The sequence below is a fragment of the Bacillus sp. DB-2 genome (assembly GCF_003315125.1).
GTDB lineage: Bacteria > Bacillota > Bacilli > Bacillales > Bacillaceae_G > Bacillus_A > Bacillus_A mycoides.
Map to the genome: position 1 here is coordinate 334,212 of NZ_QNRN01000002.1, position 26,790 is coordinate 361,001.

The 26,790-nt window shown below is 37.2% G+C and carries 23 protein-coding genes and 1 pseudogene; 4 read left to right on the plus strand and 20 right to left on the minus strand.

The window, feature by feature from the left end; all coding sequences use genetic code 11:
• Nucleotides 1–46 precede the first annotated feature (46 nt).
• The 10 genes from DET63_RS04690 to DET63_RS04740 form a co-directional block, all read right to left on the minus strand.
• Nucleotides 47–1,438 (minus strand): amino acid permease, encoded by a 1,392-nt coding sequence (locus tag DET63_RS04690; protein WP_002137569.1) that lies wholly within the window; start codon nt 1,436–1,438, stop codon nt 47–49.
• A 536-nt stretch (nt 1,439–1,974) separates the two neighbouring features.
• Nucleotides 1,975–2,523 (minus strand): hypothetical protein, encoded by a 549-nt coding sequence (locus DET63_RS04695; RefSeq protein WP_002137571.1) that lies wholly within the window; start codon nt 2,521–2,523, stop codon nt 1,975–1,977.
• Nucleotides 2,524–2,660: 137 nt separating this feature from the next.
• Nucleotides 2,661–3,860 (minus strand): multidrug effflux MFS transporter, encoded by a 1,200-nt coding sequence (locus tag DET63_RS04700; RefSeq protein ID WP_113936008.1) that lies wholly within the window; start codon nt 3,858–3,860, stop codon nt 2,661–2,663.
• A gap of 357 nt (nt 3,861–4,217) precedes the next feature.
• On the minus strand, nt 4,218–5,837 hold the full coding sequence (locus DET63_RS04705) for an amidohydrolase (RefSeq protein WP_113936009.1): 1,620 nt from the start codon (nt 5,835–5,837) through the stop codon (nt 4,218–4,220).
• A gap of 253 nt (nt 5,838–6,090) precedes the next feature.
• On the minus strand, nt 6,091–7,455 hold the full coding sequence (locus DET63_RS04715; RefSeq protein WP_181777891.1) for an aspartate aminotransferase family protein: 1,365 nt from the start codon (nt 7,453–7,455) through the stop codon (nt 6,091–6,093).
• A 30-nt stretch (nt 7,456–7,485) separates the two neighbouring features.
• A complete protein-coding gene (locus DET63_RS04720; protein ID WP_113936011.1) occupies nt 7,486–8,946 on the minus strand; it encodes a CoA-acylating methylmalonate-semialdehyde dehydrogenase in 1,461 nt (486 codons plus the stop codon).
• Between the two features lie 113 nt (nt 8,947–9,059).
• Nucleotides 9,060–9,341 carry a cupin domain-containing protein gene (locus tag DET63_RS04725; RefSeq protein WP_033729945.1) on the minus strand — a complete coding sequence of 94 codons (282 nt, stop codon included), beginning with the start codon at nt 9,339–9,341 and terminating at the stop codon, nt 9,060–9,062.
• Nucleotides 9,342–9,385: 44 nt separating this feature from the next.
• Nucleotides 9,386–10,804, minus strand: a complete 1,419-nt coding sequence (locus DET63_RS04730; protein WP_113936012.1) for an MATE family efflux transporter — start codon at nt 10,802–10,804, stop codon at nt 9,386–9,388.
• 45 nt (nt 10,805–10,849) lie between these two features.
• Nucleotides 10,850–12,322, minus strand: a complete 1,473-nt coding sequence (locus DET63_RS04735; RefSeq protein ID WP_113936013.1) for an aldehyde dehydrogenase family protein — start codon at nt 12,320–12,322, stop codon at nt 10,850–10,852.
• Between the two features lie 13 nt (nt 12,323–12,335).
• Entirely contained in the window at nt 12,336–13,622 is a 1,287-nt protein-coding gene (locus DET63_RS04740) for an NAD(P)/FAD-dependent oxidoreductase (RefSeq protein ID WP_002033464.1), read from the minus strand.
• Nucleotides 13,623–13,808: 186 nt separating this feature from the next.
• Between DET63_RS04740 and DET63_RS04745 the strand changes: the two genes are divergently transcribed.
• The gene (locus DET63_RS04745; protein WP_002142594.1) at nt 13,809–15,041 is read left to right on the plus strand and encodes a MerR family transcriptional regulator; all 1,233 of its coding nucleotides are present in this window, start codon (nt 13,809–13,811) and stop codon (nt 15,039–15,041) included.
• A 69-nt stretch (nt 15,042–15,110) separates the two neighbouring features.
• On the opposite strand, the gene bshB2 is transcribed toward DET63_RS04745, so the two are convergent.
• Nucleotides 15,111–15,773 (minus strand): bacillithiol biosynthesis deacetylase BshB2, encoded by a 663-nt coding sequence (gene bshB2 / locus DET63_RS04750; protein ID WP_000439465.1) that lies wholly within the window; start codon nt 15,771–15,773, stop codon nt 15,111–15,113.
• Nucleotides 15,774–15,788: 15 nt separating this feature from the next.
• Nucleotides 15,789–16,139: a YojF family protein gene (locus DET63_RS04755; RefSeq protein WP_000407039.1), complete on the minus strand. Its 351-nt coding sequence runs from the start codon at nt 16,137–16,139 to the stop codon at nt 15,789–15,791.
• A gap of 261 nt (nt 16,140–16,400) precedes the next feature.
• On the opposite strand from DET63_RS04755, the gene DET63_RS04760 reads away from it, so the two are divergent.
• Nucleotides 16,401–17,726 carry an ArsB/NhaD family transporter gene (locus tag DET63_RS04760; RefSeq protein WP_002014220.1) on the plus strand — a complete coding sequence of 442 codons (1,326 nt, stop codon included), beginning with the start codon at nt 16,401–16,403 and terminating at the stop codon, nt 17,724–17,726.
• Between the two features lie 71 nt (nt 17,727–17,797).
• Here the strand turns inward: DET63_RS04760 and DET63_RS04765 are convergent, their stop codons facing one another.
• The 5 genes from DET63_RS04765 to DET63_RS04785 all read right to left on the minus strand — a co-directional run bounded on the left by DET63_RS04765 (nt 17,798) and on the right by DET63_RS04785 (nt 21,882).
• On the minus strand, nt 17,798–18,025 hold the full coding sequence (locus tag DET63_RS04765; RefSeq protein ID WP_002111012.1) for a coiled-coil domain-containing protein: 228 nt from the start codon (nt 18,023–18,025) through the stop codon (nt 17,798–17,800).
• Between the two features lie 98 nt (nt 18,026–18,123).
• Nucleotides 18,124–18,675 (minus strand): GNAT family N-acetyltransferase, encoded by a 552-nt coding sequence (locus tag DET63_RS04770; RefSeq protein WP_113936014.1) that lies wholly within the window; start codon nt 18,673–18,675, stop codon nt 18,124–18,126.
• A 225-nt stretch (nt 18,676–18,900) separates the two neighbouring features.
• Nucleotides 18,901–19,809, minus strand: a complete 909-nt coding sequence (locus DET63_RS04775) for an iron-hydroxamate ABC transporter substrate-binding protein (RefSeq protein WP_113936015.1) — start codon at nt 19,807–19,809, stop codon at nt 18,901–18,903.
• 21 nt (nt 19,810–19,830) lie between these two features.
• On the minus strand, nt 19,831–20,847 hold the full coding sequence (locus DET63_RS04780) for a FecCD family ABC transporter permease (RefSeq protein ID WP_113936016.1): 1,017 nt from the start codon (nt 20,845–20,847) through the stop codon (nt 19,831–19,833).
• Nucleotides 20,848–21,882, minus strand: a complete 1,035-nt coding sequence (locus tag DET63_RS04785; protein ID WP_113936017.1) for a FecCD family ABC transporter permease — start codon at nt 21,880–21,882, stop codon at nt 20,848–20,850. It abuts the gene before it with no gap.
• Between the two features lie 276 nt (nt 21,883–22,158).
• On the opposite strand from DET63_RS04785, the gene DET63_RS04790 reads away from it, so the two are divergent.
• Nucleotides 22,159–22,923: a DUF817 domain-containing protein gene (locus DET63_RS04790; protein ID WP_113936018.1), complete on the plus strand. Its 765-nt coding sequence runs from the start codon at nt 22,159–22,161 to the stop codon at nt 22,921–22,923.
• Between the two features lie 135 nt (nt 22,924–23,058).
• Here the strand turns inward: DET63_RS04790 and DET63_RS04795 are convergent.
• Nucleotides 23,059–24,095, minus strand: a pseudogene (locus DET63_RS04795) (DUF4003 domain-containing protein).
• A 277-nt stretch (nt 24,096–24,372) separates the two neighbouring features.
• The gene (locus tag DET63_RS04800; protein ID WP_113936020.1) at nt 24,373–24,828 is read right to left on the minus strand and encodes a DinB family protein; all 456 of its coding nucleotides are present in this window, start codon (nt 24,826–24,828) and stop codon (nt 24,373–24,375) included.
• A 204-nt stretch (nt 24,829–25,032) separates the two neighbouring features.
• Between DET63_RS04800 and DET63_RS04805 the strand changes: the two genes are divergently transcribed.
• Nucleotides 25,033–25,521, plus strand: a complete 489-nt coding sequence (locus DET63_RS04805) for a DinB family protein (RefSeq protein ID WP_113936021.1) — start codon at nt 25,033–25,035, stop codon at nt 25,519–25,521.
• A gap of 290 nt (nt 25,522–25,811) precedes the next feature.
• Here DET63_RS04805 and DET63_RS04815 read toward each other — a convergent pair whose 3' ends face one another.
• Complete coding sequence (locus tag DET63_RS04815) at nt 25,812–26,699, minus strand: LysR family transcriptional regulator (RefSeq protein WP_113936022.1); 888 nt, start codon at nt 26,697–26,699, stop codon at nt 25,812–25,814.
• Nucleotides 26,700–26,790: the final 91 nt, after the last annotated feature.

The following is a 26,790-nucleotide window of genomic DNA, read 5'->3' on the forward strand; positions in this document are numbered from 1 at the left end:
TAAAAAGTCCGATTTCTAAATAAGAAATCGGACTTTTTTATTACCTTTATTTACTTGAAATCTCTTGATCATTTTGAACGTCTAACGGAGCTCGCTTCCCTATTCCGAAAGCATAGAAACTAATTGTTACGATAGCTAAGAAAACAATACCTACAATTAGTGAAATACGTGTATCGTCGTTAAACCACATTCCGATTAATACCATAATTAAAAAGGCTATCGTTAAATAGTTTGTAACAGGAGCAAATGGCATTTTGAATGGATGATCTTTCATCTCTGCTCCCTTTTCTTTTCTAAAACGAATTTGACTAATTAAAATGACAAACCATGGCACCATACCAGGAAGTACACTCGCACTATATACATATACGAATAAGTTTTTCGGTGCAATATAACTTAAAACAACACCAACCGCTAAACCGATAATTACACCAACTGTACCGAATAAAGGTACACCGTTATTAGAGATCTTCGTAAAGTATTTCGGTGCTTGTCCATTTACACCTAGTGTATAAAGCATACGTCCAGCACTATAAATACCACTATTACAACCAGACATTGCGGCTGTAATAACAACGAAGTTAATAAGTCCCGCAGCTGCCGTAATACCAACTTTCGCAAAAGTCGCTACGAACGGACTACCAATTGAACTTAATTGATCCCAAGGATAAACAGTTACAATAACGAAAATAGCACCAATATAGAAAATTAAAATACGCCAAATTGTACTTTGAATTGCTCTAGTAAGTGTCTTCTTCGGATCTTTCGCTTCACCAGCAGTAATCCCGATTAATTCCACACCTTGATACGCTCCAACCACAAGTGATAATGCAAAGAAGAATCCTGAAAAACCACCTGTAAAGAAACCGCCGTTTGCCCAAAGATTAGATATGCCAATCGCTTCTCCGCCGTTACCAATTCCAAAGAAAATAAGTCCAAATCCCGCAATAATCATTAATAAAATCGTAACGATTTTAATCATCGCAAACCAAAATTCAAATTCACCAAATGACTTAACAGAAATTAAGTTGGCCGCACCAAGAATAACCATCGCGATAATACCAGGTATCCAAGCCGGTAAATCCGGGAACCAATATTTCATATACGCTCCAACTGCGATAATCTCTGACATCCCAACAATAACCCACTGGAACCAGTTACTCCACGCTGTCATATAACCAGCTAACGGATGAATATATTTGTGACCAAATGTCGCAAATGAACCTGTGCTTGGCTCCATATACAACATTTCTCCCATGGCACGCATAATGAAGAAGATGAAAACACCTGCGATTGCATATGCAAGCATTACTGACGGACCCGTCCATTTAATCGTGCTGGCTGACCCCATAAACAAACCAACACCAATTGTTCCGCCTAAAGCGATCATTTGAATATGACGTGCTTCTAAGCCCCTTTTCAATTCTTTGTTTGCCACTTCATTTCCCCCTCTTAGATGATTCATAGCCGCATTTAAAGTAAGATGGTGTACCCTAATTCCTGTCTGGCCCTGAAAATGATGAAACAAACGTCATTTTAGACTAACTTTAAAGCTATCCTAAAATCTCATTTTGCCTCTTATAAAATTCCCAAAACCCCTCATCTTCCTATTTTCTATAAAACTTAAAATTGCTCACTTCATATTAATTCATTTATCTGAAAAGTTCAATTATTTTTTCGGTAAATCATTATATATTAGTTTGATTAATTTTTAACTAAATTAACAATAAAATACATCTATTCAATATGATTCTAGTGTGAATATTATTACAATATAAATAACCGAGGAGAAAATATCGGCCTCGGTTTCATACCTCATGTACTTCAATCTTTATAGTTCGTAATGTAATTCCCCGCATGTTTGATTAACACATCATGCAGGGAATTTAATATATCAGCAAAACTATAATATTACTAACTTCTCCCTCTCTTGTTTACCCAATGCTTACATATAAATTTTCTCTTTCCCATCTCCTATTTTAAGAAAAATATAACTATACTTAATACAATCAACACTACACCTGAAAGCGGAAAACTCTTTTCTTCAGCTTTTATCTTTTTCTCAATAATACCTTTAATTTCTGTCCTCATATTCTCTGGACATTTCCTAAATAAAATATTAGTTGTATGTAACGGTCTATGTAATATTCGGATTTTCACAGGAGATCCTGATAAATATATATTATTTTTATTCAAAGTAAATTCTATGTCCGCTTCAGTAAGCCCTTCTTTCACTAATATATTCACTCGTCTAGAAGGTAGATTAAATACTGTATAATCGTTAAAAGTTAGCCCTCTAATATCGAAATGTGAGTATACAAGAACAAAAGTTATAAACAACAAACATAGTATAAACATTGTTTTTGTTAATGAAAGTTGCTCTAATACGTAGGTAGATGATGTCATATAAGCACAAAAGAATGCCATTAAATTACAAAGATAATGATTTAAAATGAAATTTTTTCTCACAACTATAATAAGTCCGGAAATGATTAGTAGAGCGCATACTAGGTTCATTAACATAGTTTCACCCTCCCCAATAACTATAACTATACAACTTTGTTATATTTTAATATTAATTACATATTCATACCTATAGTTATGTTCATAAAATATAAAAGAGTCTCATTAAAAAATGAGACTCTTTTACGATTTCATATTTAAATCGATTTTGAAGTTTTCTTACCAAAAATAAACACCTTAGTAAACACCATCATTATAACTACAATAACAAGAAAATAAAGTGGCATCACCATTAACGAGCCCGTATGAAGCTGACTCATTCCCCAAATTGTCATCGTTACAATTACATAGTAGCCTAAGCTAAACAATGCTCCAGCTGTACCAATGACATCTTGAAAATCTACTAATGCTAAACTTAAACAGTTAGGCAATGCTACCCCAATTCCTAATAGCAATATAAACATCGCTACTAAAAATCCAATCATATATATTATGTTTGGATTTGATCCAAATGAAGTAATAACAGTTAAGAGGATAGCTCCCCCTGCCATTACAAGACAACCGATATATATAATTTTCTCTGGTTTATAAGTAGCAAGTAACCGCTTTGAAACTTTCGCTCCAATAATAGAAGCGGAAGCGACAACAATTCCTAGAAATCCGTACATACTAGGCGATAACTGAAAGTATTCAATAAAGATAAACGGCGCTTCTGCATAGTAGCTAAATAAAACACCATTCGCTCCTCCAATTAATAACCCATATGTTACTACTTTCGGATTTGTAATCAACCGTTTTAATACAGAAAACACATTTATTTTATCCGTTACTGATTCCGTTTTTGTTTCCGGAAGCGAAACAAACGTATATAACAAAATCCCAACACTCATAACAACTAAACTTAAAAATACTATTTTAAATCCAAACATTTGATCAAGAAAGCCCCCAATTAGTGGACCTATCGCTGGTGTAAAAGCAATGACTGCCGAAATTTGAGCAAACATAACATGACGTTTATGCCCCTCTACACTTTCACGAAGAATCGTTTGTGTCACAACTGAACCAGCACTTGCTCCAAATGCTTGAATAAAACGACTAAACAATAAAAATTCAATAGAATTTGCAATATAGCATAAGAAACTTCCAGCGCCATATACTACAATTCCAAATAACATTGCTGGGCGACGACCAATTATATCTGATAACCATCCAATAAAAAATACACCTAAAGCAAATCCAGCAAAATAAACACTAAGTGTTAACTGTACCTCATTATTACTTACGTGCAACGCCTTTGAAATATCCGGTAAAGACGGTGTGTAAATCGTTTCACTAATTTGCGGAAATGCCACAAGAATAATCATTAACCAAAGTGATGGTACTGAGACTTTTTTCACTTTTAATACCCTCCTATAACTTTGAAAATCTCAGAAATGAATAGACTTTCCTTAGCTATGGAACAGGAGGGGTCATTATAGAAATTCGATCATAAAACAACAAAGAAAACACCTCAATTACGCATGTTAATACTTATAGGAGGGTAATATTAACATTGATTTTAAAATATAGTCTTTCAATTATATGATAGGTTGTGTTCGTTTTCTAGTGTTCATAATCTGAATATTTGTTAGTAGACGAATATCCTTTCAATTCTCTTGGAAAATTAATACGATTTAAAAAGCGCAACTAAACAACTGAAACGCCCCTTCAATTGTTAAAATCATTCTCACAATTGAATGGGCGTTTTTTTATTGCTACATTTTCACTGATTGTTCTTTTTGATAGATAATTTCACCATCAATAATTGTTGTTTCTACTTTTAAGTCTTTAATTTGGTTTGGATTGACACTTAAAATACTGTCATTTAATATAACTAAATCCGCCAGTTTTCCGACCTCTATGCTTCCTTTTATCTCTTCTTCAAAACTCGCATAAGCACCATTCCATGTGTATAGTTTAATAGCTTCCATTACGCTTATAGATTGATTAGCACCAACCTCTATTCCAGACTTAGTTTTTCTATTGACAGCAACATGAATTCCTAATAAAGGATTATAGTCAGTAACTGGTGCATCCGAACTACCTGCTGCAATGATGCCACGATCAATAAAATCACGAGCAGCATACATGTGATTAACACGATCACCATAGTGCTCTACATATATCTCTCCGAATTCATATGGAAATGGAGGATTTGGAATAGGAATCATCTCGAGTTTTTTCATTCTCTCTTGTAAATCTGGTGAAGAAATTCCCGCATGCTCGATTCGATGACGGTGATTTTTTCTTGGTGATTCCTCTAGCGCCCTTTCTACACAATTCAAATACATTTCAATAGCTTTATCACCTTGTGCATGTACAGTGATTTGATAGCCTTTTTTATGCGCTTCACCTAAAACCTTATAGATTTCTTCCTCGCTATAATAAAGAATGCCGTAATTGTTAGGGGCACTTGAATATGACTTACGGGTTGCAATTGTAGGCCCCGTGCTACTTCCATCTGTAAACAATTTAGCTGGTCCGATTTTGAATCTTTCATCTCCGGTACCAGTTACCACACCAGCTTCGACCATTTTATTAACAAATTCATGAGAGTTATTTATTTGACATATCATTGCATATATTCGGACACGAATATCCCTACTCTTCACAGCTCGTTGTAGTAAACGAAAACTCTCCGGTCCATCTCCACCTGCGTCATGTATACTTGTTATGCCAGCTGCAACGAAATGATCTGATGCAATTTTCACAGCCTTCATCATTTCACTTTCTGTATAACTTGCAACCTCGCTCATACTCATATTTGCTGCTTCAATTAACTTTCCTGTAAGCCTTCCTGCCTGATTCTTTTCAATAACTCCCCCATTCGTATCCGGTGTGTTCTCGTTAATTTGCGCAATTTCTAATGCTTTACTGTTCACCACGCTTATGTGGTGACAAGTACGAGTTATAATAATAGGGTGTTCAACTGAAATTTCATCCAACTCAGTAATTGTTGGATAACGCTTTTCCTTCACAGCGGTTTCATTAAAGCCCCAAGCACGTATCCATTCACCTTTTGGCGTTTCTAAGGCCTTCTTTTTCAGATCATCTAATAAAGCATCTATAGAATCAATATGTTCAGCTTTACAACTGACCGCCAACTGATTTAGTCCATGAGAAATGATGTGAAGATGCGAATCAATGAATCCAGGAAGAAGAGTTTTCCCTTGCAGGTCAATTACATCCGTATTTTCTCCTATAAAACTCTTAACCTCCTGATTTGAGCCAACAACTACGATATGATTATCTTTTATTGCTACAGCTTCGACTACTGTATTCTTTTGGTCTACTGTAATAACTTCTCCATTTATCAATACAACATCAGCTTTCATAAACTCAACCCTTTCGGAATTACTCTTTTCGAGTAATTCATTCAGTATTTAAAGTTACATCTCCTAATAGGCTCATCCGCTTTTCAACAAGATTTATCAATAATTAATTAAAGTTGAGCTAAAGTGAAACTTTAATCAGTGGGGGGTTTTTGTTCATCCCCCACTGATTATTAGCCCTCACCAATCGGGCTTTTACGGGCAGTTGATCTCCCACCTAACTTCTTTGCTCCAGCCGCATTTTGAGGTGGGAGTTTTACTGCCCGTTAATGCGGGATAAACATTCTTTCATTGTTTTAACGATAAAAGTAAAGTCTTCCTCTGTGATGCTTAATGGAGGAGCAAGCTGCAAAATATTATTGTAACCTGCAACAGTGTCACCATTTTTACCAATAATTAGACCTTTTTCTTTACAAGCATTGATGACTTTGTTCATCTTTTCAATGGAAGCCGGTTCTTTTGTTTGCTTATCTTCCACTAGTTCAATGCCTAAAAGAAGGCCCTTTCCGCGAACATCCCCTACGTTTGGATGCTCTTTTACATCCTCTAGCTCATATAACAGTCGTTCACCCAATTCTTTGGAACGTTCAATGAGTTTCTCATTCTCCATAATTTCTAAATTCTTCAAAGCTAAAGCGCAAGCAGCAGGATTTCCTCCGAACGTATTTACATGGCGGAAGCGATCATAATCATCACTACCTACGAATGCCTCATAAACCTCTCGTCTAACTGCTGTTGCTGACAAAGGAAGATACGCACTTGTAATACCTTTTGCCATTGTAATGATATCTGGTTTGACGCCATAATTCATAAATCCAAATGGCTTCCCTGTCCGGCCAAATCCACATATAACTTCATCACAAATGAGCAACGCACCGTGCTTCTCGCAAATTTCTTTTACTTTTCCCATATATCCATCAGGAGGCATTAAAATTCCGCCCCCGGTAATAATTGGCTCCATAATCACACCGGCTACTGTTTGGCTTAACTCCCATGTCATGACACGATCGATTTCCTCAGCACTTGCCAGTGTATGAACATCCTCTGGATTTCGATACGTATCAGGCGGTGCTACATGCAGGAATCCTTGCCCGAGTGGTTCATATTTATACTTTCGCTGTGCTTGACCTGTTGCTGCAAGAGCTCCCATTGAGTTACCGTGATAAGCGCGGTAGCGGGAAATAAACTTATAGCGTCCATGATCACCTTTTTGCTCATGATATTGACGAGCAATTTTAAATGCTGTTTCATTCGCTTCCGATCCACTGTTAGAAAAGAAAATGACGTATTCATCATCAAGCCATTCATTCAATTTTTCTGCTAATTTAATAGCAGGAACATGACTTTGAGTCAGAGGGAAATACGGCATTTCTTCAAGCTGCTCAAACGCCGCTCTTGCAAGCTCTTTTCGACCATACCCAACATTCACGCACCAAAGACCGGACATACCGTCTAAATAACGGTTTCCATCAATATCCGTCACCCATGCCCCTTCTGCTTTTGTGATAATTAAATTCGTTGGACTAGGGGCTGCTCCTCTCATCGCATGCCAAAGGTACTTTTCATCTGTTTTTTTCAAACTTTGTGTTTGCTCCGTCGCTTGCACAATCACCAGCTCCATTCTATCTTTTTATGGTTTTACATCACGCTTTCAATAACGAGCCGTAAGCATTTTCTTGCGAGTATAGAATTCTACGCCATCTTTTCCATTTGCATGGAGATCACCATAGAAAGATTTCTTATAACCTGAGAACGGGAAGAATGCCATTGGAGCAGGAACTCCAAGATTGACCCCAAGCATACCTGCATCAATTTCTTCACGGAATTCACGAATAGCTTTCGCGCTATTTGTGTACAGACATGCACCATTTGCGAATGGCGATGCATTAGCAACATGAATCGCTTCCATCAAGTCTTTTACGCGTACAATAGAAAGAACCGGTGCGAAAATTTCATCTTGCCAGATTTTCATTTCCTGTGTCACATTGTCAAAAATCGTTGGGCCAACAAAATAACCTTGGCTGTTTGCTACATCGTCTTCACGTCCGTCACGAATAAGTGTCGCTCCCTGCTCTACACCGGATTGAATGTATCCGAGTGTACGCTCTTTATGTACTTCACGAATAACGGGACCAAGGAAAACACCTTCTTCCAGACCATTACCAATCGTAATTGCATTAGCCTCTTGAAGCAGTCTATTAACGAGCTCATCTGCAACGTCTTCTTCCACGACAACAACAGCCGCTGCCATGCATCGTTCACCAGCTGAACCGAAGGCAGCACTTGTAATTTCTTTCACTGTAGAACTAAGGTCCGCATCTTTTAATACGATTGAATGATTTTTTGCCCCTGCAAGAGCTTGTACACGTTTACCGTTAGCTGCTGCTGTTTTATATATATACTCAGCCACAGGTTGAGAGCCAACGAAAGATACAGCTTTCACATCCTCATTGTCAAGAATGCCGTTAACGACATCATGTGCACCATGCACAATATTTAGTAATCCATCTGGAAGACCTGCTTCTTTAAACAGTTCAGCTATGCGATTAGCCAATAGCGGTGTTCTTTCAGATGGTTTTAATACAAATGTATTCCCGCATGCAATCGCGAGTGGAAACATCCAGCATGGCACCATCATCGGAAAGTTAAATGGCGTTATTCCTGCGATTACTCCGATCGGATAACGATACATCCCTGATTCAACACCAGTAGCAATATCGGGAAGTTGCTCTCCCATCATTAAAGTGGGTGCGCCTGCGGCAAATTCAACACATTCAATCCCCCGCTGCACTTCACCGTATGCTTCCTTATAACTTTTTCCGTTTTCCAAGGTTACGAGTTTAGCTAACTCTTCCCAGTTTTCAATCAATAGCTGTTGATAGCGAAATAGAATCCGAGCACGCCGAGGCACAGCGACCTTTCTCCATGTTTTGAATGCTTCTTTCGCAGTTGCTACAGCTCTATCTAAATCTTCTTTAGTCGAAAGAGGCACACGAGCAATAATCTCTCCTGTTGCTGGATTTGGTACCTCTTCAACTTGCTTACTTGTGGATTCTATCCATTGTCCGCCAATATAATTTTTCAACGTTTGTACATTTTTCATTACTACCATGGTGAAGCCTCCTATTTTAAGATAACCGTCTTATGTTATCGCCCCTAAAAAGAAAGCGCATTCATTTGACGGTATGTAAACTTATTTACATACATTTCTTCAACATTTTCACATTATTTCAGATGGATCTCATGGTTCATCTTATAATTCTTTTTCAAAAATACTGGGCAATCCCATTCACAAACAAGGTCCTTAGCCAAGGAAACGATCCAGTCCTTTGTAATATGATACTTTTCTCCATCAACAGTAATAAACACTTCACCATCTGTCACATAGAAAACTTCCTGCTCTTCTACATGCCACGTTCCTTTATTCGGTTCGCCTACCCACGGTTCCCATGCGTTGGCACCTAGTTGCTCTGCTTCTTCTGCTGTAAGTTTTTTCGCAAAAAACATGACAATCCTCTCTCTTTCTTATTGGTAATTTTGAAGGAATAAGTCTATAAATCTACTGTCTTAACATTTGTATTTTTTAAACGTTTAAACTCTTTTTTCATAAAGTATATGGCAATGAGAACACCTGGAATTTCTGCAGCAGGAGCAGCGTACCATACACCTTCTACACCCCAGAATTTTGGGAAAATAAATAGAAACGGTAACATGAACAGCAATATTTTACTTACACTAATAAACGTTGCGGACCAGTTTCTCTCTTGTGATTCGAAATAACCAGAGATAAGCAGGCTAACTGCACTAAGCGTAAACAAACAATTGAATATAACTGTCGTCCAAATGCCCAATTTCTGCAATTCAGGATTACCACCGGAAAAAAATGACACAATTGGATCTGCAAAAATGACTAGTATGGCTGTCACGATTACAAAGAAGGAAACTGTAAAAATGAGTCCCATCTTAATTGCTTGTTTCACACGATCAAGGTTGCCCGCACCGTAATTATAACTAATAATCGGTTGAAGCCCTGTCATCCCACCGAGCGCTGCTAAGGCGAGGAGATTTGTAATGTAACCGTTTTGAATCGTGAAAGCTGCAACGTGTAGACCACCACCGTAGCTTTGCAGTAAGTTGTTGGTGAAAATAATTGCAATAAACATCATGAACTGACTCGAGAAAGATGCAAAGCCGGTCCAAACTACTTCACCAATCTTCTTGAAATTAATCATCATATCTTTCATTTTTGGCTTAAGTTTTGTTTTACCAAACCAGAAATAAAAGATTAGGAGAACAGGAATCGATTGCGAAATCGTATTAGCCCATGAAGAACCCATCATCCCCATGTCATACTTCACTACCATAATCCATTCCATAGTCCCAGCAACAACCGCTGCGACTAACCAACTGTTCATTGATAATATAGGCTTTTCATCGATATTAGTTAAAATACTTAATACAACGGCCAATATCGTTAATGGCAACGAAATCCATAGCAGTCGGCTATATTGCACCGCATACGGAAGTGCTTCATCACTTGCTCCAAATAAAATCATAATATCATTTTCAAAGGCCAACCCAAGTATAGCTAACAAAGAAGACAGGAAAAGAGTAAACCATAAAGTTTGTCCCATAATACTTCTAGCTTCTTCGATTTTCCCTTTCCCCAGTCGAAGTGAAATGACCGCTCCGGCTCCCACACCTAAAAGAACACCAATCATACGGGTAATAACCATGACCGTAAATCCAATTCCGATCCCTTCGATTTCCAGCTCCTGAAAGCCACTGACGAAATAGCCATCGATAACCGATACAACTCCTAGAATTACGTTAGCCATAATTCCTGCCAAAGCAAACCGTAAATATAGTAACGGAATACTCTTGGTTCCCAGCACTGAATCATCTATCGGTTTATTCACTACTTCTCGTTTCTCTATTTTCGATGACGGACCGTTGTCCACTATTTTCATGAGCATATCCCCTTACAAATAATTTATATAGCAAGTTAAGCTCAATTAATTCGCATACCACCCTACCGGATTTGCATGCTGGTGGATATTGATTTGCTTCGTTTCCATAAAGTACTCCAGTCCGGCAACACCTAACGCTCTGCCGATGCCACTTTGCTTATACCCTCCCCAAGGGCCTTCAACATAAGCGAGATGATAACTATTAATCCAAGTAATTCCCGCACGTAATTTACTAATGACACGTTTTGCTCGGTCCATATCTTCAGTAAATACAGCACCGGCTAATCCATAAATGGAATCATTCGCTTTTTGGATGGCATCTTCCTCATCTTTAAATTTCTGTACAACAAGAACTGGACCAAAAATCTCTTCCTTAACAATACACATATTCTCATTTACATCAGCGAAGATGGTTGGTGCAATGAAAAATCCTCGATCAAGCCCATTTTCTGTTAAGCGCTTACCACCGCAAACTAATTTTGCACCTTCTTCGATTCCTCTCTGAATATAATGTAAAACTTCATTCATATGAGACTCATTTGTGAGAGCTCCCATTTCAATGTTCTCACTTTCCCCGTTGCCAACTACAATTTTGTTCGCACGCTCGGCCAATCTTTCAACAAACTTATCGTAAATAGTCTCTTGTACAAGCAAACGAGATGCAGCTGAACAAACTTGCCCAGCATTGTGGAAAATACCAAACATCGCATTATCGACTGCGATTTCAAAATCCACATCGTCGAACACAATAAGTGGAGATTTCCCACCCAGTTCAAGTGTGATTTTTTTCATATTGCCCGCAGCTGCGCGCATAATACTTTGACCTGTTTTTGTTCCACCGGTAAAGGCTACTTTGTCAACATCATGGCTCTCTGCAAGCTCATTCCCAACCTTTGAGCCAGGTCCCAATACTAAGTTTGCCACTCCGTCTGGAAGTCCAACCTCTTCAATAATTTCAAATAATTTGTATACGCTTACAGGAGTGACGTCAGCAGGCTTAATTACAATTGTATTTCCTGCGGCAAGTGCAGGAGCAATTTGCCAAACAGCTAACATAAGCGGGAAATTCCAAGGTACAATAAGTCCACAAACACCAATCGGTTCATGAATAATAATCGTTTCTGAAGCATCATCACGAGTGTAAGATTCCTTTTTCATACCTTTAATCAAGTCAGCATAATAGCGGAAGCATTGAATCGATACAGGAATATCTACATAGGTTGTTGCACGGATAACCTTACCGTTATTTGCAGTTTCCAAACGGGCAATTTCAGCTGTCTTCTCTTCAAGACGGTCTGCAATCTTATATAGATAGTTAGCTCTTTCATCAGCCGATAAATCCGACCAGATTCCGCTGTCAAACGCTTTACGTGCTGCCGTGATTGCTATCTTCGCATCATCCGCCGATCCATGAGCAGACGTTGCGATAACCTCTCCGGTTGCTGGATTGATAATATTTCGTCTAGCACCGGATAATGCTTCTACCCATTTCCCGTCAATGAACATGTTAATTTTCATAAACACCTCTCCTTTACGCGATAATATCTACCAGTTTGAAACCAATATGCGCTATATTGACCAGCATCGTTTTCTGATTATAGAATGGGAATGATTTAAGGCGTTCTTTTTCAAATCGATATCCACCTGCACTCCCCGTAACGATCCATTGTGCCAATAACTTACCAAACAATGTCGAGAGAGACGCGCCATGTCCCGTATAACCCGTTGCAAAATATGCGCCTTCTTTGGATCTACCGATAACAGGGAACGTATCAATTGTAACCCCGATAAATCCACCCCACCTGTAATCAATCTTGCTTCCTTCTAGTTTTGGCATTATTTTAACCATGGCATCGTAAACATTTTGATAAACAGCATCACCTAAGTTTGGACGAATATCGCCACCGCCAAATATGATCCGATTATCTGGTGTACGCCTGAAATAGTAAAGGAAACTGCTTGTATCAAAAACCATGCGATCTTTAGGAATGACGCTATTCACTAGTGATTCTGGCAGCTGTTCAGTACCAATAATACGTGCCGAAATTGGCAGTACGCCTTTATTCAATTCAGCCATAATTTTTCCGGAGTAACCATCTGTAGCCACAATAATGTCTTTCGCTGTAACAGTACCTTTTTCTGTAATAACTTTCACACTATTTCGGCCGTACTCAATAGATAGTGCTTTCGAATGCTCAAAGATTTTTGCACCGATCGATTTAGCTGCTTCTCCCAAACCAATTGCATAGTTCAGTGGTTGGAACGAGTAACTCGAGTCGTCGACTAAGCAACCATAATATTGCGGGGAATCAATTTCTTGATGCAACTGACTTCGATTAAGCACGCTACATTCATATCCAAAATTTTTGTTTAAGTATTCGCTTTCAAGTTTCAACCCTTCAAAATGCTTGGCTTTGTAAGCCGCCACAATGTGACCTGTCTTTCTGAAGTTACAGTTGATTTGATGCTCGTCAATAATGTTTTTAACTAATTCAACACTAAGCAGAGAAAGATCGTTAAGCTGCCTCGCCTCTTCAGCACCATACTTCTTGGCAAGCTCCTGCATCGTTGACTTATAGCCTGGCAATACCATCCCGCCGTTGCGACCGCTTGCGCCATATCCGATTGTTTCCTGCTCAAGGACAATGACACTCTTCCCTAACTTTTGCAAATGATATGCAGAAGAAAGACCTGTGAAACCTGCGCCAATAATGACAACATCCGCCTCTTCATTTCCTTCAAGAGGTTTTCCTTTGTCATATCTGTTTGCAGTCGCTGTCCATAGTGAGAGTGTATCCATATGATCCATCTTATCCATAGCTAATCCTTCTCCTTTCGTGACATGTATGTTACAATACAGTCAAAAATATTCTTAATATTCAAACTTATTGAGTTAATAATATGACTTGGTGTTTCCTCCAAGTCAATAGCTATTTGAGGGTTTTTTGAATTCATTTTGCGAAAAAAGTGGAGTAACTCCACTTTTTTCATTGGGGGTACATCTATGAAAATTGGTACATTTGCGAAGCTTTTTCATGTTACGACTGATACCGTTCGTTATTACATTGAACTAGGATTATTAATACCAGACAAAAAAAACACTCAGTATCAGATGAACCAATTGTGTTTCGACGACATGACTTTTATTACTGAGCTGAAAAAATTTCATTTTTCATTGATAGAAATCCAACGAATTTTATCATATCGGCGTGTCACAAACTTCTCGGACCATGAGGATATCGACTACTACAACAACTCGCTCATTGATAAAAAGGACGAGCTAACCAAGAAAAAAGAAGACATATCAAAAGCTATCCAATTGATTGAAAAAGCGGTTCAAACTAGCTCGCCTTCATCCAAAGAAGAAAGTATTACAGGAATCCCGCTTGACTTTGTAAATTTTCTCTATTGTCCAAAATGCCGCATTCCACTTGAAATGAAAGATGTAACGATTAAAAAAGTCTACATTCACACGGGGAGTTTAACTTGTAGCTGTGGATACGAAGCAGCTATCGAGGAGGGTATTATCATTACCGCGAACTTGTACGAGACGTCTCCTTATCCATCTTATTTTTACGATAAAGAAACGATTAAAGAGATCAATCCCAAAATGATTAACTTATTTGAAAAAAGTAATTTTCGATTTCAAAAAGTTCTACAAAATATAGATTTGAAAAACAAATTAATTGTGGAAACAAACGTTGATGCTTTTGTATCACTACCCAAATATATCGATGTTCTTGAACCAAGCGCAAACTATGTATTCAGTGGCTATTCGCTTGCAATGCTCAAGAAGGTGAGAAATAGAATTGAGCGTATGAATCCGAAGCCACGCGTCCTTTATATTTTGAATTCAGATTTAAATCTACCATTGAAACCGCTTAGCATCGATGTTTTTGTGGATAGTTTTACAATAACTGATTTTTCACTGCTCAACCCAGAGTTCCCAAGTCATGTTCTAAAAAACTATTTACATAACAGTTCAACAATTGTCGGTGGATACTCGTATTATGATAACTCGGCCAAATCCTTGAAAAATATTTCAGCCTTATATCCAAATTCCCATGAGCATATTTTACATCCAAAATACTTAGAAGAAAATTTATCAGTTAACGGATTTCAAATTATGCAAAATGAAAATATCGGTTACTGTACAGATCCAGGACCTTATTTCGATTATCATGTAAGAGACGAAAAATTCCACATGCTCATGTATTTGGCTAATACGAAACAATAGCACAAAAAGCGCCATCACAAGTGACGGCGCTTTTTCTATGTAAGAGCTACTAGAAGGTACCCTTCTAGCCTACTCCCATTTATAAGTCCAAAACTGTTCAAGTTGCAGCCATTTTAATGTTGCTGCATCTTTGTTTTTTATTTTTGCATGCGTTTCTTCTAGCATCGCTTCCGTTTGTGAACGATGCGCGCCTAGTGCAGCTAATTTATGTTCAAATACTTCACTAATATTATTTACAACATCCGGTTCACCGAGTACTGCTTCGCGATTTCTTGTAATCGCAACCGCATGAATGGCTGGACGTTCTTCTTTTGGCATACGTGATACAGCGCGAACTACAGCGCGGCCAAATGCATCATGATCCGGATGTACGCCGTGTTCTGGATAAAATGTAATAATTCGAGATGGATTTACTTCTTGAATAATCGCTTCGATTTTATCGGCAACAAAATCAACATCTTCAAATTCTAACGTTTTATCATGGAAACCGAGCATTCTTAAATCTTGAATCCCCATCGCTTCACATGCATCTTTTAATTCTTTTTCACGTATATTTGGAATCGTTTCACGGTTAGCGAATACGTTTTTCCCCATGTTACGTCCCATTTGTCCAAGAGTACCACATGCGTACGTTACAGGTACTCCTTGATCTGTTAATAAGCGAATTGTTCCTCCCGCAGCAAATGCTTCATCATCTGGATGCGGAAATACAACAAGTACATGTCTCTCCATAAGTTTCCCTCCTTCTTACTTAAATGGCGTTAAGCTTAGCTCAAGCGCTACCGCTAAGCGGCCTTGGTTATCATGCCCTGCTAGTAATAAACGCTCTTTATCGTCTACTTCCCAGTGCGTAATGCCTTCTGCATATACCCAGCCATGATCCATTTTCAAACCAACTCGGTATGGGTTTGTTCCAGTTATTTTCCCACGCTCAAAGCGAATAATTGCATTTCGAATGAATGCTCCTACTGTCATCATCTTTTCATTAAAGTGTGACGCATACGCTCCATTCGTCGTTTCTAAATGAATATATACATCTTTATTTACAAAACGTTCAATTTCATTTTGAATAAGAGAACTATCTTTTACTATTTCCATCGGAATTCACCTCTTTAAACCATTTTACGCAAAAATAATGTAAATTGCTATCTCTATATTAGAGGACAACGCTCACTTTTCCTAATAATTTGCACTGTTTTTTTTTTTTTTTTATATCATATGTAGAATTGATGTTTTTTCCTTCACTTTGTTAAATAGTTTTCTTTCTTTTTTGAATTTGCTACAATATATTTTATCCCGTATTAATACAGCGAGATACATTTCGACAATTGAATACATACTTTAAAGAAGGTGACATGATTGGAACAATCAGCACATGAAGTAGCAAATTGGCAATATTATTTTACAATTGCCGTATTTTTAGTCACGTACGGTTTTATTATTTCTGAGAAATTGAATCGTGCTGTAATCGCACTATTCGGTGCTGCTATTATGATTATTTTTGGAATTGTAGATTTACATACTGCTTTCACATCGCATATTCAATGGGAAACGATTACCCTTTTAATTGGGATGATGATTCTCGTACATATTACGAGTCAATCAGGCGTATTTGAATTTGTAGCCATAAAAGCAGCAAAAGCAGCTGGCGGAAAACCAATCCGCATTTTATTATTACTATCCCTATTAACTGCTGTCGGTTCTGCATTTTTGGACAACGTAACAACCGTATTATTAATCGTACCTGTTACACTATCCATTACACGTATTTTAAAAGTAAATCCTGTTCCTTATTTAATTTCAGAAGTACTATTTTCAAATATAGGCGGAACAGCAACATTAATTGGTGACCCGCCGAACATTATGATTGGATCAGCTAATAAACATTTAGACTTTAATGCCTTTTTACTAAACTTAGCTCCAATCGTAATCATTATTTCTATCGTTACACTTGGCATTATTTACTTCATGTATCGCAACAAACTAAAAACAACACCTGAGCAAATCGAAAAGCTAATGGCATTAAATGAAAAAGATTATATTAAAGATCAGAGCCTCCTTTTAAAATCCATTACGATTTTAGGACTAACTATTTTAGGCTTTGTACTTCATTCTATTATTCATGTAGACGCTGCCGTTATTGCGATGACAGGTGCTACACTTCTTATGTTAATCGGTGTGAAAGAACATGATATTGAAGATGTATTTGCCCACGTTGAATGGGTAACAATTTTCTTCTTCGCCGGACTATTCGTTCTCGTTGGCGGATTAATTGATATCGGACTTATTTCTTCACTCGCAAAAGAAGTACTCGACGTAACAAATGGCGATATCGGTTTCGCTGCTATACTTATCTTATGGGTATCTGGCATCGCATCTGCGACAATTGATAACATCCCATTTGTCGCAACGATGATTCCACTTATTCAAGATTTAGCTACAGGACTCGGACTATCTGTCGATTCTCCGCAAATTGAAGTACTATGGTGGGCGTTATCACTTGGAGCTTGCCTAGGAGGCAACGGAACATTAATTGGAGCATCAGCAAACGTAGTCGTTGCTGGTATTGCAAAACGTGAAGGACATGGGTTCTCTTATATGGACTTCTTAAAAATCGGTTTCCCCTTAACGATCATTGCTCTATTGTTATCACATGCTTATATATATTTACGTTATTTAATGTAAAAGCTGTATTATATGAAATTATATCTTCAAACAAAAAAGGTATGCAGCACTACGCCGCATACCTTTTTCCATCACCAAAATATACCTATAATTGCTAATCCACCTAAAATCATACCACCAATTTGCCCGATGATTGCCGGTGATAATTGAACACCTTTTCTCACTTCAACAACCGGTCTTTCGTGCCTTAGTTGCTGCACTTCACTTTGAAGTTGATGCACACTTCCGTGCAATTCTTTAATTAGTTCTTTTAATTCAGCGACCTCTTCGTTTACTGGCTTACTTTTTTCTAAGTTCATTTTGCATAACTCCTTATAAATTCAATCAGTTCACTGTGAAATTTCGCCAATTATTGTTATATCTCCTGCATACTACATATATAATATGGAATGTACTTTTAATCTTGCAGCTCCATCCATTCATCACGCAATATCCCCATAATCATACGATCAAAACACTTCCCATCCCTTTGAACCGCTTCTCTCATACACCCTTCCATCTGAAATCCCATCTTTTTATATAGTACAATGGCTGCTTTATTATAAGAAATAACATCGAGACCGACGCGGTGTAGATTCATTTCATAGAACGCATACTTTAAAATAAGATGCACTGCTTCTCTCCCAAACCCTTTTCCTCTATCATTTGCCTCTCCTATACCAATTGCTAATAGACCTGTTCTGTTATTCCACTCTATGCCGTGAATTGCAACAAAACCAATTAAGCGATCATCTTGAACTGTTCTTAACATGAAAGAAACACTATTCGATCTTCGTCCCTTTAATAGCCCATCACTCGCTATTTCATGTAACGATTGCGGGAATGCTAAGTCTGTATCTACATTTCTCAAATACTCACTATCCTCTTGCCACATAGCCATTACTTTAGCATCTGTTTCTCTAATAGCTGATAATTTAATAGTTTTATTTTGAAAAAGATTCATTGTCATCTAAAACTCCCCTTTTTTTAAAATAGCGGGGACAATTATTCTGGCCTATTATCCCCTTGTCCTTTGAACTGTTGTATTAACGGGATACTCACAATAAGCGCTGACATTGGCACATCTCCCTTGCATTGAATTAACTTCATTGTATAATTTTTCATTTATTCTAACAATAACAACAATAAAAAGGCCCTCCAAATTTAGAGGGCCTTTCCTAATAGTAAAACTGTATTATTTCGTAAACATTTTCTCCGCTTCATCCATTGCCATTTTGTTTCCTAAAGCAGAATAGTCAAGCCATGGTTGGTCATTGATAATGTATACGTGCTTGCCTTTAACAGCTTTTAAGTCTTTCCAAATTGGTGTTTCTTGAAGTTGTTTAAATGCTGCTTTTGCTTTATCGTCTCTGTTTACGACAACGAAAATAGCATCCGCATCAAAGTCAGGTAATACTTCTTGTGAAATTACTTCGAAAGGACGGTTTCCATCAATTTTCTCTACACCATTTGCAGGTTGTAATCCTAAGTCTTGGAATAAAATTGGTCCCATCGGTCTTTTCGTACTAAATACACGTAATTCTTTTGCAGTAACGCGAATTGCCATTACTTTCTCATTATTACCTAGCTCTTTATCTATTAAACTTTTTACTCGTTTTGATTGCTCTTCATAATCTTGAATATATTTATCTACTTCTTTCTCACGGTTTACAAGCTTACCAACTTCTTTTAAATGATCTCTCCACGTACCTTCATCTAAATTAAAAGAATGTGTTTTTGCAATTTTTTCGTATTTCGCTAAATCTTTGCCAGCATATTTTTCATCCACATAAATTTCAGATGGCTTTAATTGTAGTAATGCTTCCATATTCGGATCTGTTACAACGCCAAGTTTCTTCGTATCTTTCAACTGTTCTTTCACGTGAGGTAAGAAATCTTTTAAATCTCCACCAATTACAGAACCTACCGGTGTAATTCCTAATGCAAGTAAGTTATTCGTTAAATGAATAGACATAGAAGCAATTTTTGGATCATTACTTTTTTCAGTTTTTTTAGTTGCCTCTTCACTAGATTTCGTTTGACCACATGCTGATAATACTAAAATAAACATAATGCTAAATAAAATAGTAAGTTTCTTTTTCATATGTTCTCCTCTTTGAAGTATTTATTTTGTTTTTGTAAGTAAATAAAGAAAATATGGTGCACCTAAAGCCGCTACTACTACGCCAGCTGGAATAGAGTTTGGCTCAAATAAAGATCGCCCTATCGTATCCGCGAGTACTAAAATAATCATTCCAATTATGCCAGCTAACGGAAGAAAATGTTGATATGTACTACCTACTAACTTTCTTGCGATATGCGGAGAAACTAAGCCGATAAAGCCAATTCCCCCTGCCATTGATACACTTGCACAAGACAATCCTACCGCTGTAGCTAAAAGCAGTAACCGTTCTTTTTGAACAGATACACCAAGTCCTGCTGCTACACTATCACCTAGTGACAGTGCATTTAACGTTTTGGATTTCAGCCATGCGTACGGAGTTAGTATCAAAATCCAAGGTAATAATGCTAGGACATGAATCCAATCTCTTCCCCACACGTTACCAACTAACCACCTAGAAGCGAATGTATACGTCTCATCATTTAACTTGAGCGAGAAAAATAACGAAAGTGCACTAAAACCAGCTGAAACTGCAATACCAACAAGAATAAGTCTAATGGGAAGTAAACCTTTTGACCGATCACTCGCAAGCAAAACAATAAGAAATGCAGCTAGCACTCCTCCGCCAAATGTAAATAACGGTATTAAAATCGATGCACTCTCATTAATAGAATGAAAGAAAGTAACAAATACAATAAGCCCGAAAGAAGCACCCGAATGTAATCCAAGAATACCGGGATCTGCTAGTGCATTACGAGATAGCCCTTGCAAAATCGCACCGGAAACTCCAAGGCCAATACCTGCTAACATTGTGATTATAATTCTTGGCATACGATAATCGTATAGCACGGTTGCACTCTCAAAATCACCATAGCCAAAAAGCGTTTGAATTACTTTGAGCGGTGCGATGCTCAGCGTCCCCGTATTTAAGCTAATCAAAATTACAGCGATACTTATACATCCGAAAATTGTAGTTACAGTAATAGCCTTCTTTTTATCCTTGTTAAAAAGATTCTTCACTTATAGCTCACTCCCAACTTTACGTGCTATATAGAGGAAGAACGGAACTCCAACAAGAGCTACCATAATCCCTATCGCAAGTTCTTTAGGAGGATTTACTGTTCTTGCCCCTAAATCAGCTAAAACTAATAACATAGCTCCTAATAATGCTGACATAGGAATAATTAGTCGATAATTAACACCTACTAATTTTCTAGCAATGTGCGGAATGACTAGTCCTACAAATCCAATGGAACCAACAGCTGAAACAGAAACACCTGCTAGAATCACTACCATAATCATCCCAAGTATTCTCGTTCGGTTCGTTTTTACACCTAAATTTGTAGCGACATCATCCCCCATCGATATGAGTGAAATAGATCGCCCTAGCGCTGTCGCAAAAACAATTGTTATGAGAATAATAGGCACTAAAAATTTCAAGTGTTCCCACTTAACCCCCGCAACACCACCAGCATACCAAAACGCTAAATCTTGGCTTAAGTCATAATAAATCGCGACACCTGAACTTAACGAATGTAAAAGCGCGGCCATAACCGCCCCTGCAATCGTTAACCTCATCGGCGTTAGCCCGCCTGATGTTGCTGATCCAATAATAAAAATGAGTACTGTACTTAAAACTGCTCCAATAAAGGAGACAATCATTAAATAGGAATACGGCATATGCGGGAAAAAAGCAAAGCTAAGTGCTACTACAAACATCGCACCTGCATTTATTCCAAGTACACCTGCATCAGCTAAAGGATTTCGTGTTACCCCTTGCATAACAGCTCCAGCGACTGCAAAAGCAGCTCCTACAACTGCTGCGCCAATTACCCTTGGGAGCCTTAATTCATAAATAATTTGATGCTGTGTTAATTTCGGATTATAATCAAAAACCGCTGCCCACACCGTTTGCAAATGAATATCCTTTGCCCCGAATGCAATAGCTAAAAATATAGATCCGATTAAACATAAAATTGTTAAGCTCATGAAACATACGAACTTAATATGTATCCAGCGATTATTGCCAGCATGTACAGTAGATTTATGTAACATGTTTCATTTCATCCTTTATATTCAGTTCTTTTTTATAATTATTTTTTATTTATAATCATTATTGATAATAATTATCATTTTCATTTAGATATTATATCCCCACTTTTTTTAAATAGCAAACTATTTTTTTACTTTGTTAAACTATCAAAACACTTATTACAATTCCCTTCTAAAACTTCCAAATACATGCAAAATGATGTACTGTTTTATTTTCAAATTTGTAATATACTAAGTTATTATTTTGATTTTTCAAATAAAAACCCTGAAGGTGAAAACATGTTTTATGTAAAACAACTACTCTATTTTACTTATGAACAAGCATTATCCTGTTTGTTCCCTGTCGTTATTTTTTTAACACTTGCTCTTTCAAAAATCATTTCGATTCCAGGGCTGTACCGATATGATTTCATACTCATCGTATGTCTTCTTATGCAGTGGATTATGTACAAGACTGGTCTTGAAACGAAAGACGAACTAAAAGTAATTACTGTCTTCCACCTCATCGGCCTTTTACTAGAAATATATAAAGTACATTTCGGTTCATGGAGTTATCCTGAAGAGGCGTATTCAAAAGTTTTCGGAGTTCCGCTTTACAGCGGTTTTATGTATGCGAGTGTCGCAAGTTACATATGCCAAGCGTGGAGAAGATTGCATTTACAAATGCATCATTGGCCGAAAGCTATTTTTGCAATACCTCTAGGAGCAATGATTTACTTTAATTTTTTTACACATCATTTTCTATATGACTTTAGATGGGTATTAACTTTAATTTTATTCATTGTTTTCTTTCGCACATTTGTGGAATTTTCATTACGAGGCGTTACATATAAAATGCCGCTCGTACTCTCATTTTTCCTTATCGGATTCTTTATTTGGATTGCAGAAAACATCGCTACCTTCTTCGGAGCATGGCAATATCCAAATCAACGGGAAACATGGAATCTCGTTCACCTAAGCAAAATTAGCTCATGGTTTTTACTCGTTGTTATTAGCATTATGATTGTTACACAACTCAAACATTTGAAGCAGTCGAAAAGATAATGCTGATTATGTAAAAACAGTTAGCCCATCACTCATTAGAGAGTGATGGGCCTTTTTTATTAATATTTTTTAAACCATCCTCATCAAAGGCATTATAGGTTCATCATAATTTACGAGAGCATAAGCAGTTGCACATTATGAACTAGTACTAGCAGAAGAGGTTGCTGCAGATGAAGCGGCAATCGTTGCCATCATAGCTGCCTGCTGTGCTTGTATGAGGACTTCTATCATAGTTTGTAAACCTGTGTTGGTAGCTTTACTCTCCTCACCTTTCTGACTTACAAACAGTTGAATAGCAATAAGAATATTCGTATCTGTATGCCAACGGAATAATTTCTCCCCCTGCAATTTTTCAATCAATGCTTTAATAGAATGAATCTCTTTTTCTCCATCCTCAAGTAACGCTAGTAACCCGATAGCTGGATAATGCATCTGTTTCACTTTTATCTTTTCTTGTTTTAACAAATTCCATATGTTTGTACATGTTGCAACTAACATTTCTTCACGGACATCCTTCTTTAGTGAGAGGATATGACTTAAAAACTGAAGATCATTCCCTTTACGCAAACCAGCTTTCGCTAGTTTCTGATAAAGACGTTCTACTCGGTCCATAAGTGTTTCTACATTCTCTGATTGTCCTGCTAGTAAAACCGCGAGTGGATAATCATTTGTACCTGTAAGAAAAAGATGATCCTCTTTCATCCGTTTATATACTTGCATCGAACGCTGAATGTGCGTGCCATGCTGTTCATTTTCTTCTGTTAAAAGCACAGCTGCTGCGAGATAAGTAAATATACTCCGGCTAAAGCCACCAGCGACCAATTGTTCATATAAATCTAAAAACCTCTGAAAAGCTTCCTTGTAATCTGTAAAGTGAATATCTAATGTTGCGGACACCACAAAGCGATGATAAGACTTTAAGTATGAAAACATCCCTACCTGATTCTTAATATAACTACTAATTTCTAAAAAACGTCCGAGATCAAACAGTTTATCACTACCTGCATACATAGCAGCAATCATCATACCTGTTCGAGAATCACTTGTTTTCCATTTTAGTTCTCCCTTTAACTGTGCATATGTATGTGTGTATTGCTCCAACTTTTGTTCCAATGTAATCATAGTATTCCCCCATTTTCTAGTTCCTCTCTTTTATTATACGTATATTCCATATTTAGGAATACCCTATTTCATACAGATTTTGCAACCTTATACTTTCTTCTGTATTATTTTTTTTCTATTAAGTAATACAAAAAAAATAATAACTACCATAAAATTTAGGATGTTTCTTTATCCTAATTGGTTGGTTGGTTTTCTTTCCTTCTTCATCAGCATCAAGATGATTAGCGTTCATAATCCTTAATCCTTCAAGAAGTTCAACAACAAAAAAGGATAGATAATAAATTATCTACCCTTTTTTGTCTATATATTATTTAACTTTACCCAAAACTAAAGAGCCTTAATAATACGTTCCATCGCCTTCATTTGCCCAATATGGTCTGCTTCATGATAAAGCATCATACCGTAAAGCTCTCCAACTGTTTCCAACCCTAAAAATGGCTCTGGAAGTTTATTTTCAAATGCTTCTGCTGGAATTTCTTGAATGCGCTTCGCTTGTTCTTTTAATTGAACCGTTAACACATCTAATGATGGCCCTTCTGTTTTCCATTTAGATGGTCTTGAACCATATCCAAACATACCTGGATATTCAGTTGGTAATTGTTTAAATTCTTTTCCAAACATGAAAACTTCTGCTGCCGTTAACACATGACCGATATGCCAGCGAATTGTATTGTTAAAGCCCTCCGGCTGCGTATCCGCAGTTTTGTCATCTAACGTTTCCATAAATTGAAGTAATGCCCCACGCGTTATTTCAAATTGTTTTAAACCAATTATTCTATTCATTTTATCGTCTCCTTTTTTATGTACAATTTATTATGAACTAAGGATGTTAAACTTATTAAAGTTTCACCTTGTTTAATCTATCAGAAACAATGAAGAAATACATCTAATATGCCTAGTAAAAATAATAAAAAGGTTCACCTCTCGTACATATAGAATTACTTACTACACAAATAGTTTAGTAAATAAAAGAGGAGTGTTAATTTCATGTTACATATTTTAAAACAACAATATAATCTTATTAGCTCTACAAGAGAAACTCTATTTTCGTTTTTGGAAGAAATCCCATTAGAAAAATTACATAGCACTGTTCCTAATTTCGGAAGTGGCAGCATTTTAAAAACCCATATTCATGTAGCCGATTGCTACCGATACTGGCTTGGATCATTCGCATTCAAGCAAAAACGAGCAGATTTTTCATTCGCTAGTGATTATGAAATTGAGCATGCAGATGTCGAGAAAGTTCGTGCTAGATTTAAGTTAGTCGATGAGGTTGTAATGCGTTTTTTAGATGAATACAATGACCGTTGGCTCGAAAATATAGCAAATGAAGTGAAATGGCAAAAAGAACCTTGGAGCACAACTCCGTTATGGCTTTTAACTCATGCGGAAACACATGAATTTCATCATAAAGGTCAAATTGTATCCATGGCTCGTCACCTCGGATACACTCCTCCTGACACAGACCTTAGTTAATTAATTACTGCAACTGAACTTAATAAAGTGAAGGCTAATAATCAGTGGGGGCTTTGTTCGTCCTCCACTGATTATTAGCCTTCACCAATCGGGCGTTTACGGGCAGTTGATCTCCCACCTAACTTCTTTGCTCCAGCCAAATTTTAAGGTGGGAGTCTTACTGCCCACAAATAGCGGGATAAACACAAAAAAGAAAGAGTACGTTTTGATTAATCTATTTCAAAACATGCTCTTTCTTTCCGTAAATAAGTTAATCGTTTATTATATTAATTCCTCACTTATAACACCCGTTAATTAAAAGACTCCCTCGTCACCTCAATAAATTGCTGCAGTGGCGCTGTCATCCATTTATCTTTATGCCAAGCAATTTGCGTATAGATCGGAGTGATTGTATTCTTTAAGACTAATTCCTTTATCGTTCCCTCTCGTATATCTTTTTCTACTACTATTGCTGGCAAAACTGCTATACCTAAATCTGCAATAACGCATTGTTTAATTGCCTCGACACTAACAAATTCAATCTTATTTGCTGGGTATACATCTTCCGCACGGAATAACTCTTCAAATAAAGTCCGATACGAGCAACCTAGTTCTGTTAGTAAAAGTGTTTCGCTTTCTAAATCTTTTGTAGAAACGGAAGGTTGCTCAAGTAAACGATGCGTAGGAGCAGCTACTACTTTTAATTCTTCTTTCATAAGCGGCTCCACATGTAAAGCATCTTCTGTTTTACATTCGTCCAAAATAAAGGCAAGATCGACTTTTCCCTCCATCAATTGTTCCTTCGCATCTTTATTGGAATGCGCTGGTTTAAATATAAGCTTAATTTGTGGAAATTGCGCTTTAAACCTCTTTAATATAGAAGGAAGTCTATATGTACATTGACTTTCTTGTGCACCGATTATTAACGTACCCGCTATTTCCTCATCATCTTTCACAGCCATTTTCGCTTCGTTACTGAGTGCAATCATCTTATCAGCATATAGTTGAAACTTCCTGCCTGCTTCAGTTAAGAAAAGACGTTTTCCTAACCTTTCAAATAATGGCGTGCCTAGCTCAGCCTCTAACGTTTTAATTTGCGCCGTTACACTCGATTGAGCAAAGTTCAATTTCTTCGCAGTTTGCGTAAAGTTCAAAGTGTCCGCTGCTACTTTAAATGTAATTAATTGTTTTATCTCCATTTATCATCCCTCTTTTCAATCGGTATTTCCAATTGATTCCATCGAAATAATCCTCTTTGTCTATTGATATTTGTATTGTATGATAAATAGC

Excerpts from the sequence above, each read along its gene's own strand:
- DET63_RS04745 (WP_002142594.1), top strand. The coding sequence starts at position 13,809 with ATGAAAATTGGTACATTTGCGAAGCTTTTTCATGTTACGACTGATACC.
- DET63_RS04740 (WP_002033464.1), bottom strand. The coding sequence starts at position 13,622 with ATGGATAAGATGGATCATATGGATACACTCTCACTATGGACAGCGACT.
- DET63_RS04730 (WP_113936012.1), bottom strand. The coding sequence starts at position 10,804 with ATGAAAATAGTGGACAACGGTCCGTCATCGAAAATAGAGAAACGAGAA.
- bshB2 (WP_000439465.1), bottom strand. The coding sequence starts at position 15,773 with ATGGAGAGACATGTACTTGTTGTATTTCCGCATCCAGATGATGAAGCA.
- DET63_RS04755 (WP_000407039.1), bottom strand. The coding sequence starts at position 16,139 with ATGGAAATAGTAAAAGATAGTTCTCTTATTCAAAATGAAATTGAACGT.
- DET63_RS04805 (WP_113936021.1), top strand. The coding sequence starts at position 25,033 with ATGTTACATATTTTAAAACAACAATATAATCTTATTAGCTCTACAAGA.
- DET63_RS04725 (WP_033729945.1), bottom strand. The coding sequence starts at position 9,341 with ATGTTTTTTGCGAAAAAACTTACAGCAGAAGAAGCAGAGCAACTAGGT.
- DET63_RS04715 (WP_181777891.1), bottom strand. The coding sequence starts at position 7,455 with ATGGAGCTGGTGATTGTGCAAGCGACGGAGCAAACACAAAGTTTGAAA.
- DET63_RS04785 (WP_113936017.1), bottom strand. The coding sequence starts at position 21,882 with ATGTTACATAAATCTACTGTACATGCTGGCAATAATCGCTGGATACAT.
- DET63_RS04790 (WP_113936018.1), top strand. The coding sequence starts at position 22,159 with ATGTTTTATGTAAAACAACTACTCTATTTTACTTATGAACAAGCATTA.
- DET63_RS04735 (WP_113936013.1), bottom strand. The coding sequence starts at position 12,322 with ATGAAAATTAACATGTTCATTGACGGGAAATGGGTAGAAGCATTATCC.
- DET63_RS04695 (WP_002137571.1), bottom strand. The coding sequence starts at position 2,523 with ATGTTAATGAACCTAGTATGCGCTCTACTAATCATTTCCGGACTTATT.
- DET63_RS04770 (WP_113936014.1), bottom strand. The coding sequence starts at position 18,675 with ATGACAATGAATCTTTTTCAAAATAAAACTATTAAATTATCAGCTATT.
- DET63_RS04720 (WP_113936011.1), bottom strand. The coding sequence starts at position 8,946 with ATGGTAGTAATGAAAAATGTACAAACGTTGAAAAATTATATTGGCGGA.
- DET63_RS04800 (WP_113936020.1), bottom strand. The coding sequence starts at position 24,828 with ATGAATAGAATAATTGGTTTAAAACAATTTGAAATAACGCGTGGGGCA.
- DET63_RS04705 (WP_113936009.1), bottom strand. The coding sequence starts at position 5,837 with ATGAAAGCTGATGTTGTATTGATAAATGGAGAAGTTATTACAGTAGAC.
- DET63_RS04775 (WP_113936015.1), bottom strand. The coding sequence starts at position 19,809 with ATGAAAAAGAAACTTACTATTTTATTTAGCATTATGTTTATTTTAGTA.
- DET63_RS04815 (WP_113936022.1), bottom strand. The coding sequence starts at position 26,699 with ATGGAGATAAAACAATTAATTACATTTAAAGTAGCAGCGGACACTTTG.
- DET63_RS04765 (WP_002111012.1), bottom strand. The coding sequence starts at position 18,025 with ATGAACTTAGAAAAAAGTAAGCCAGTAAACGAAGAGGTCGCTGAATTA.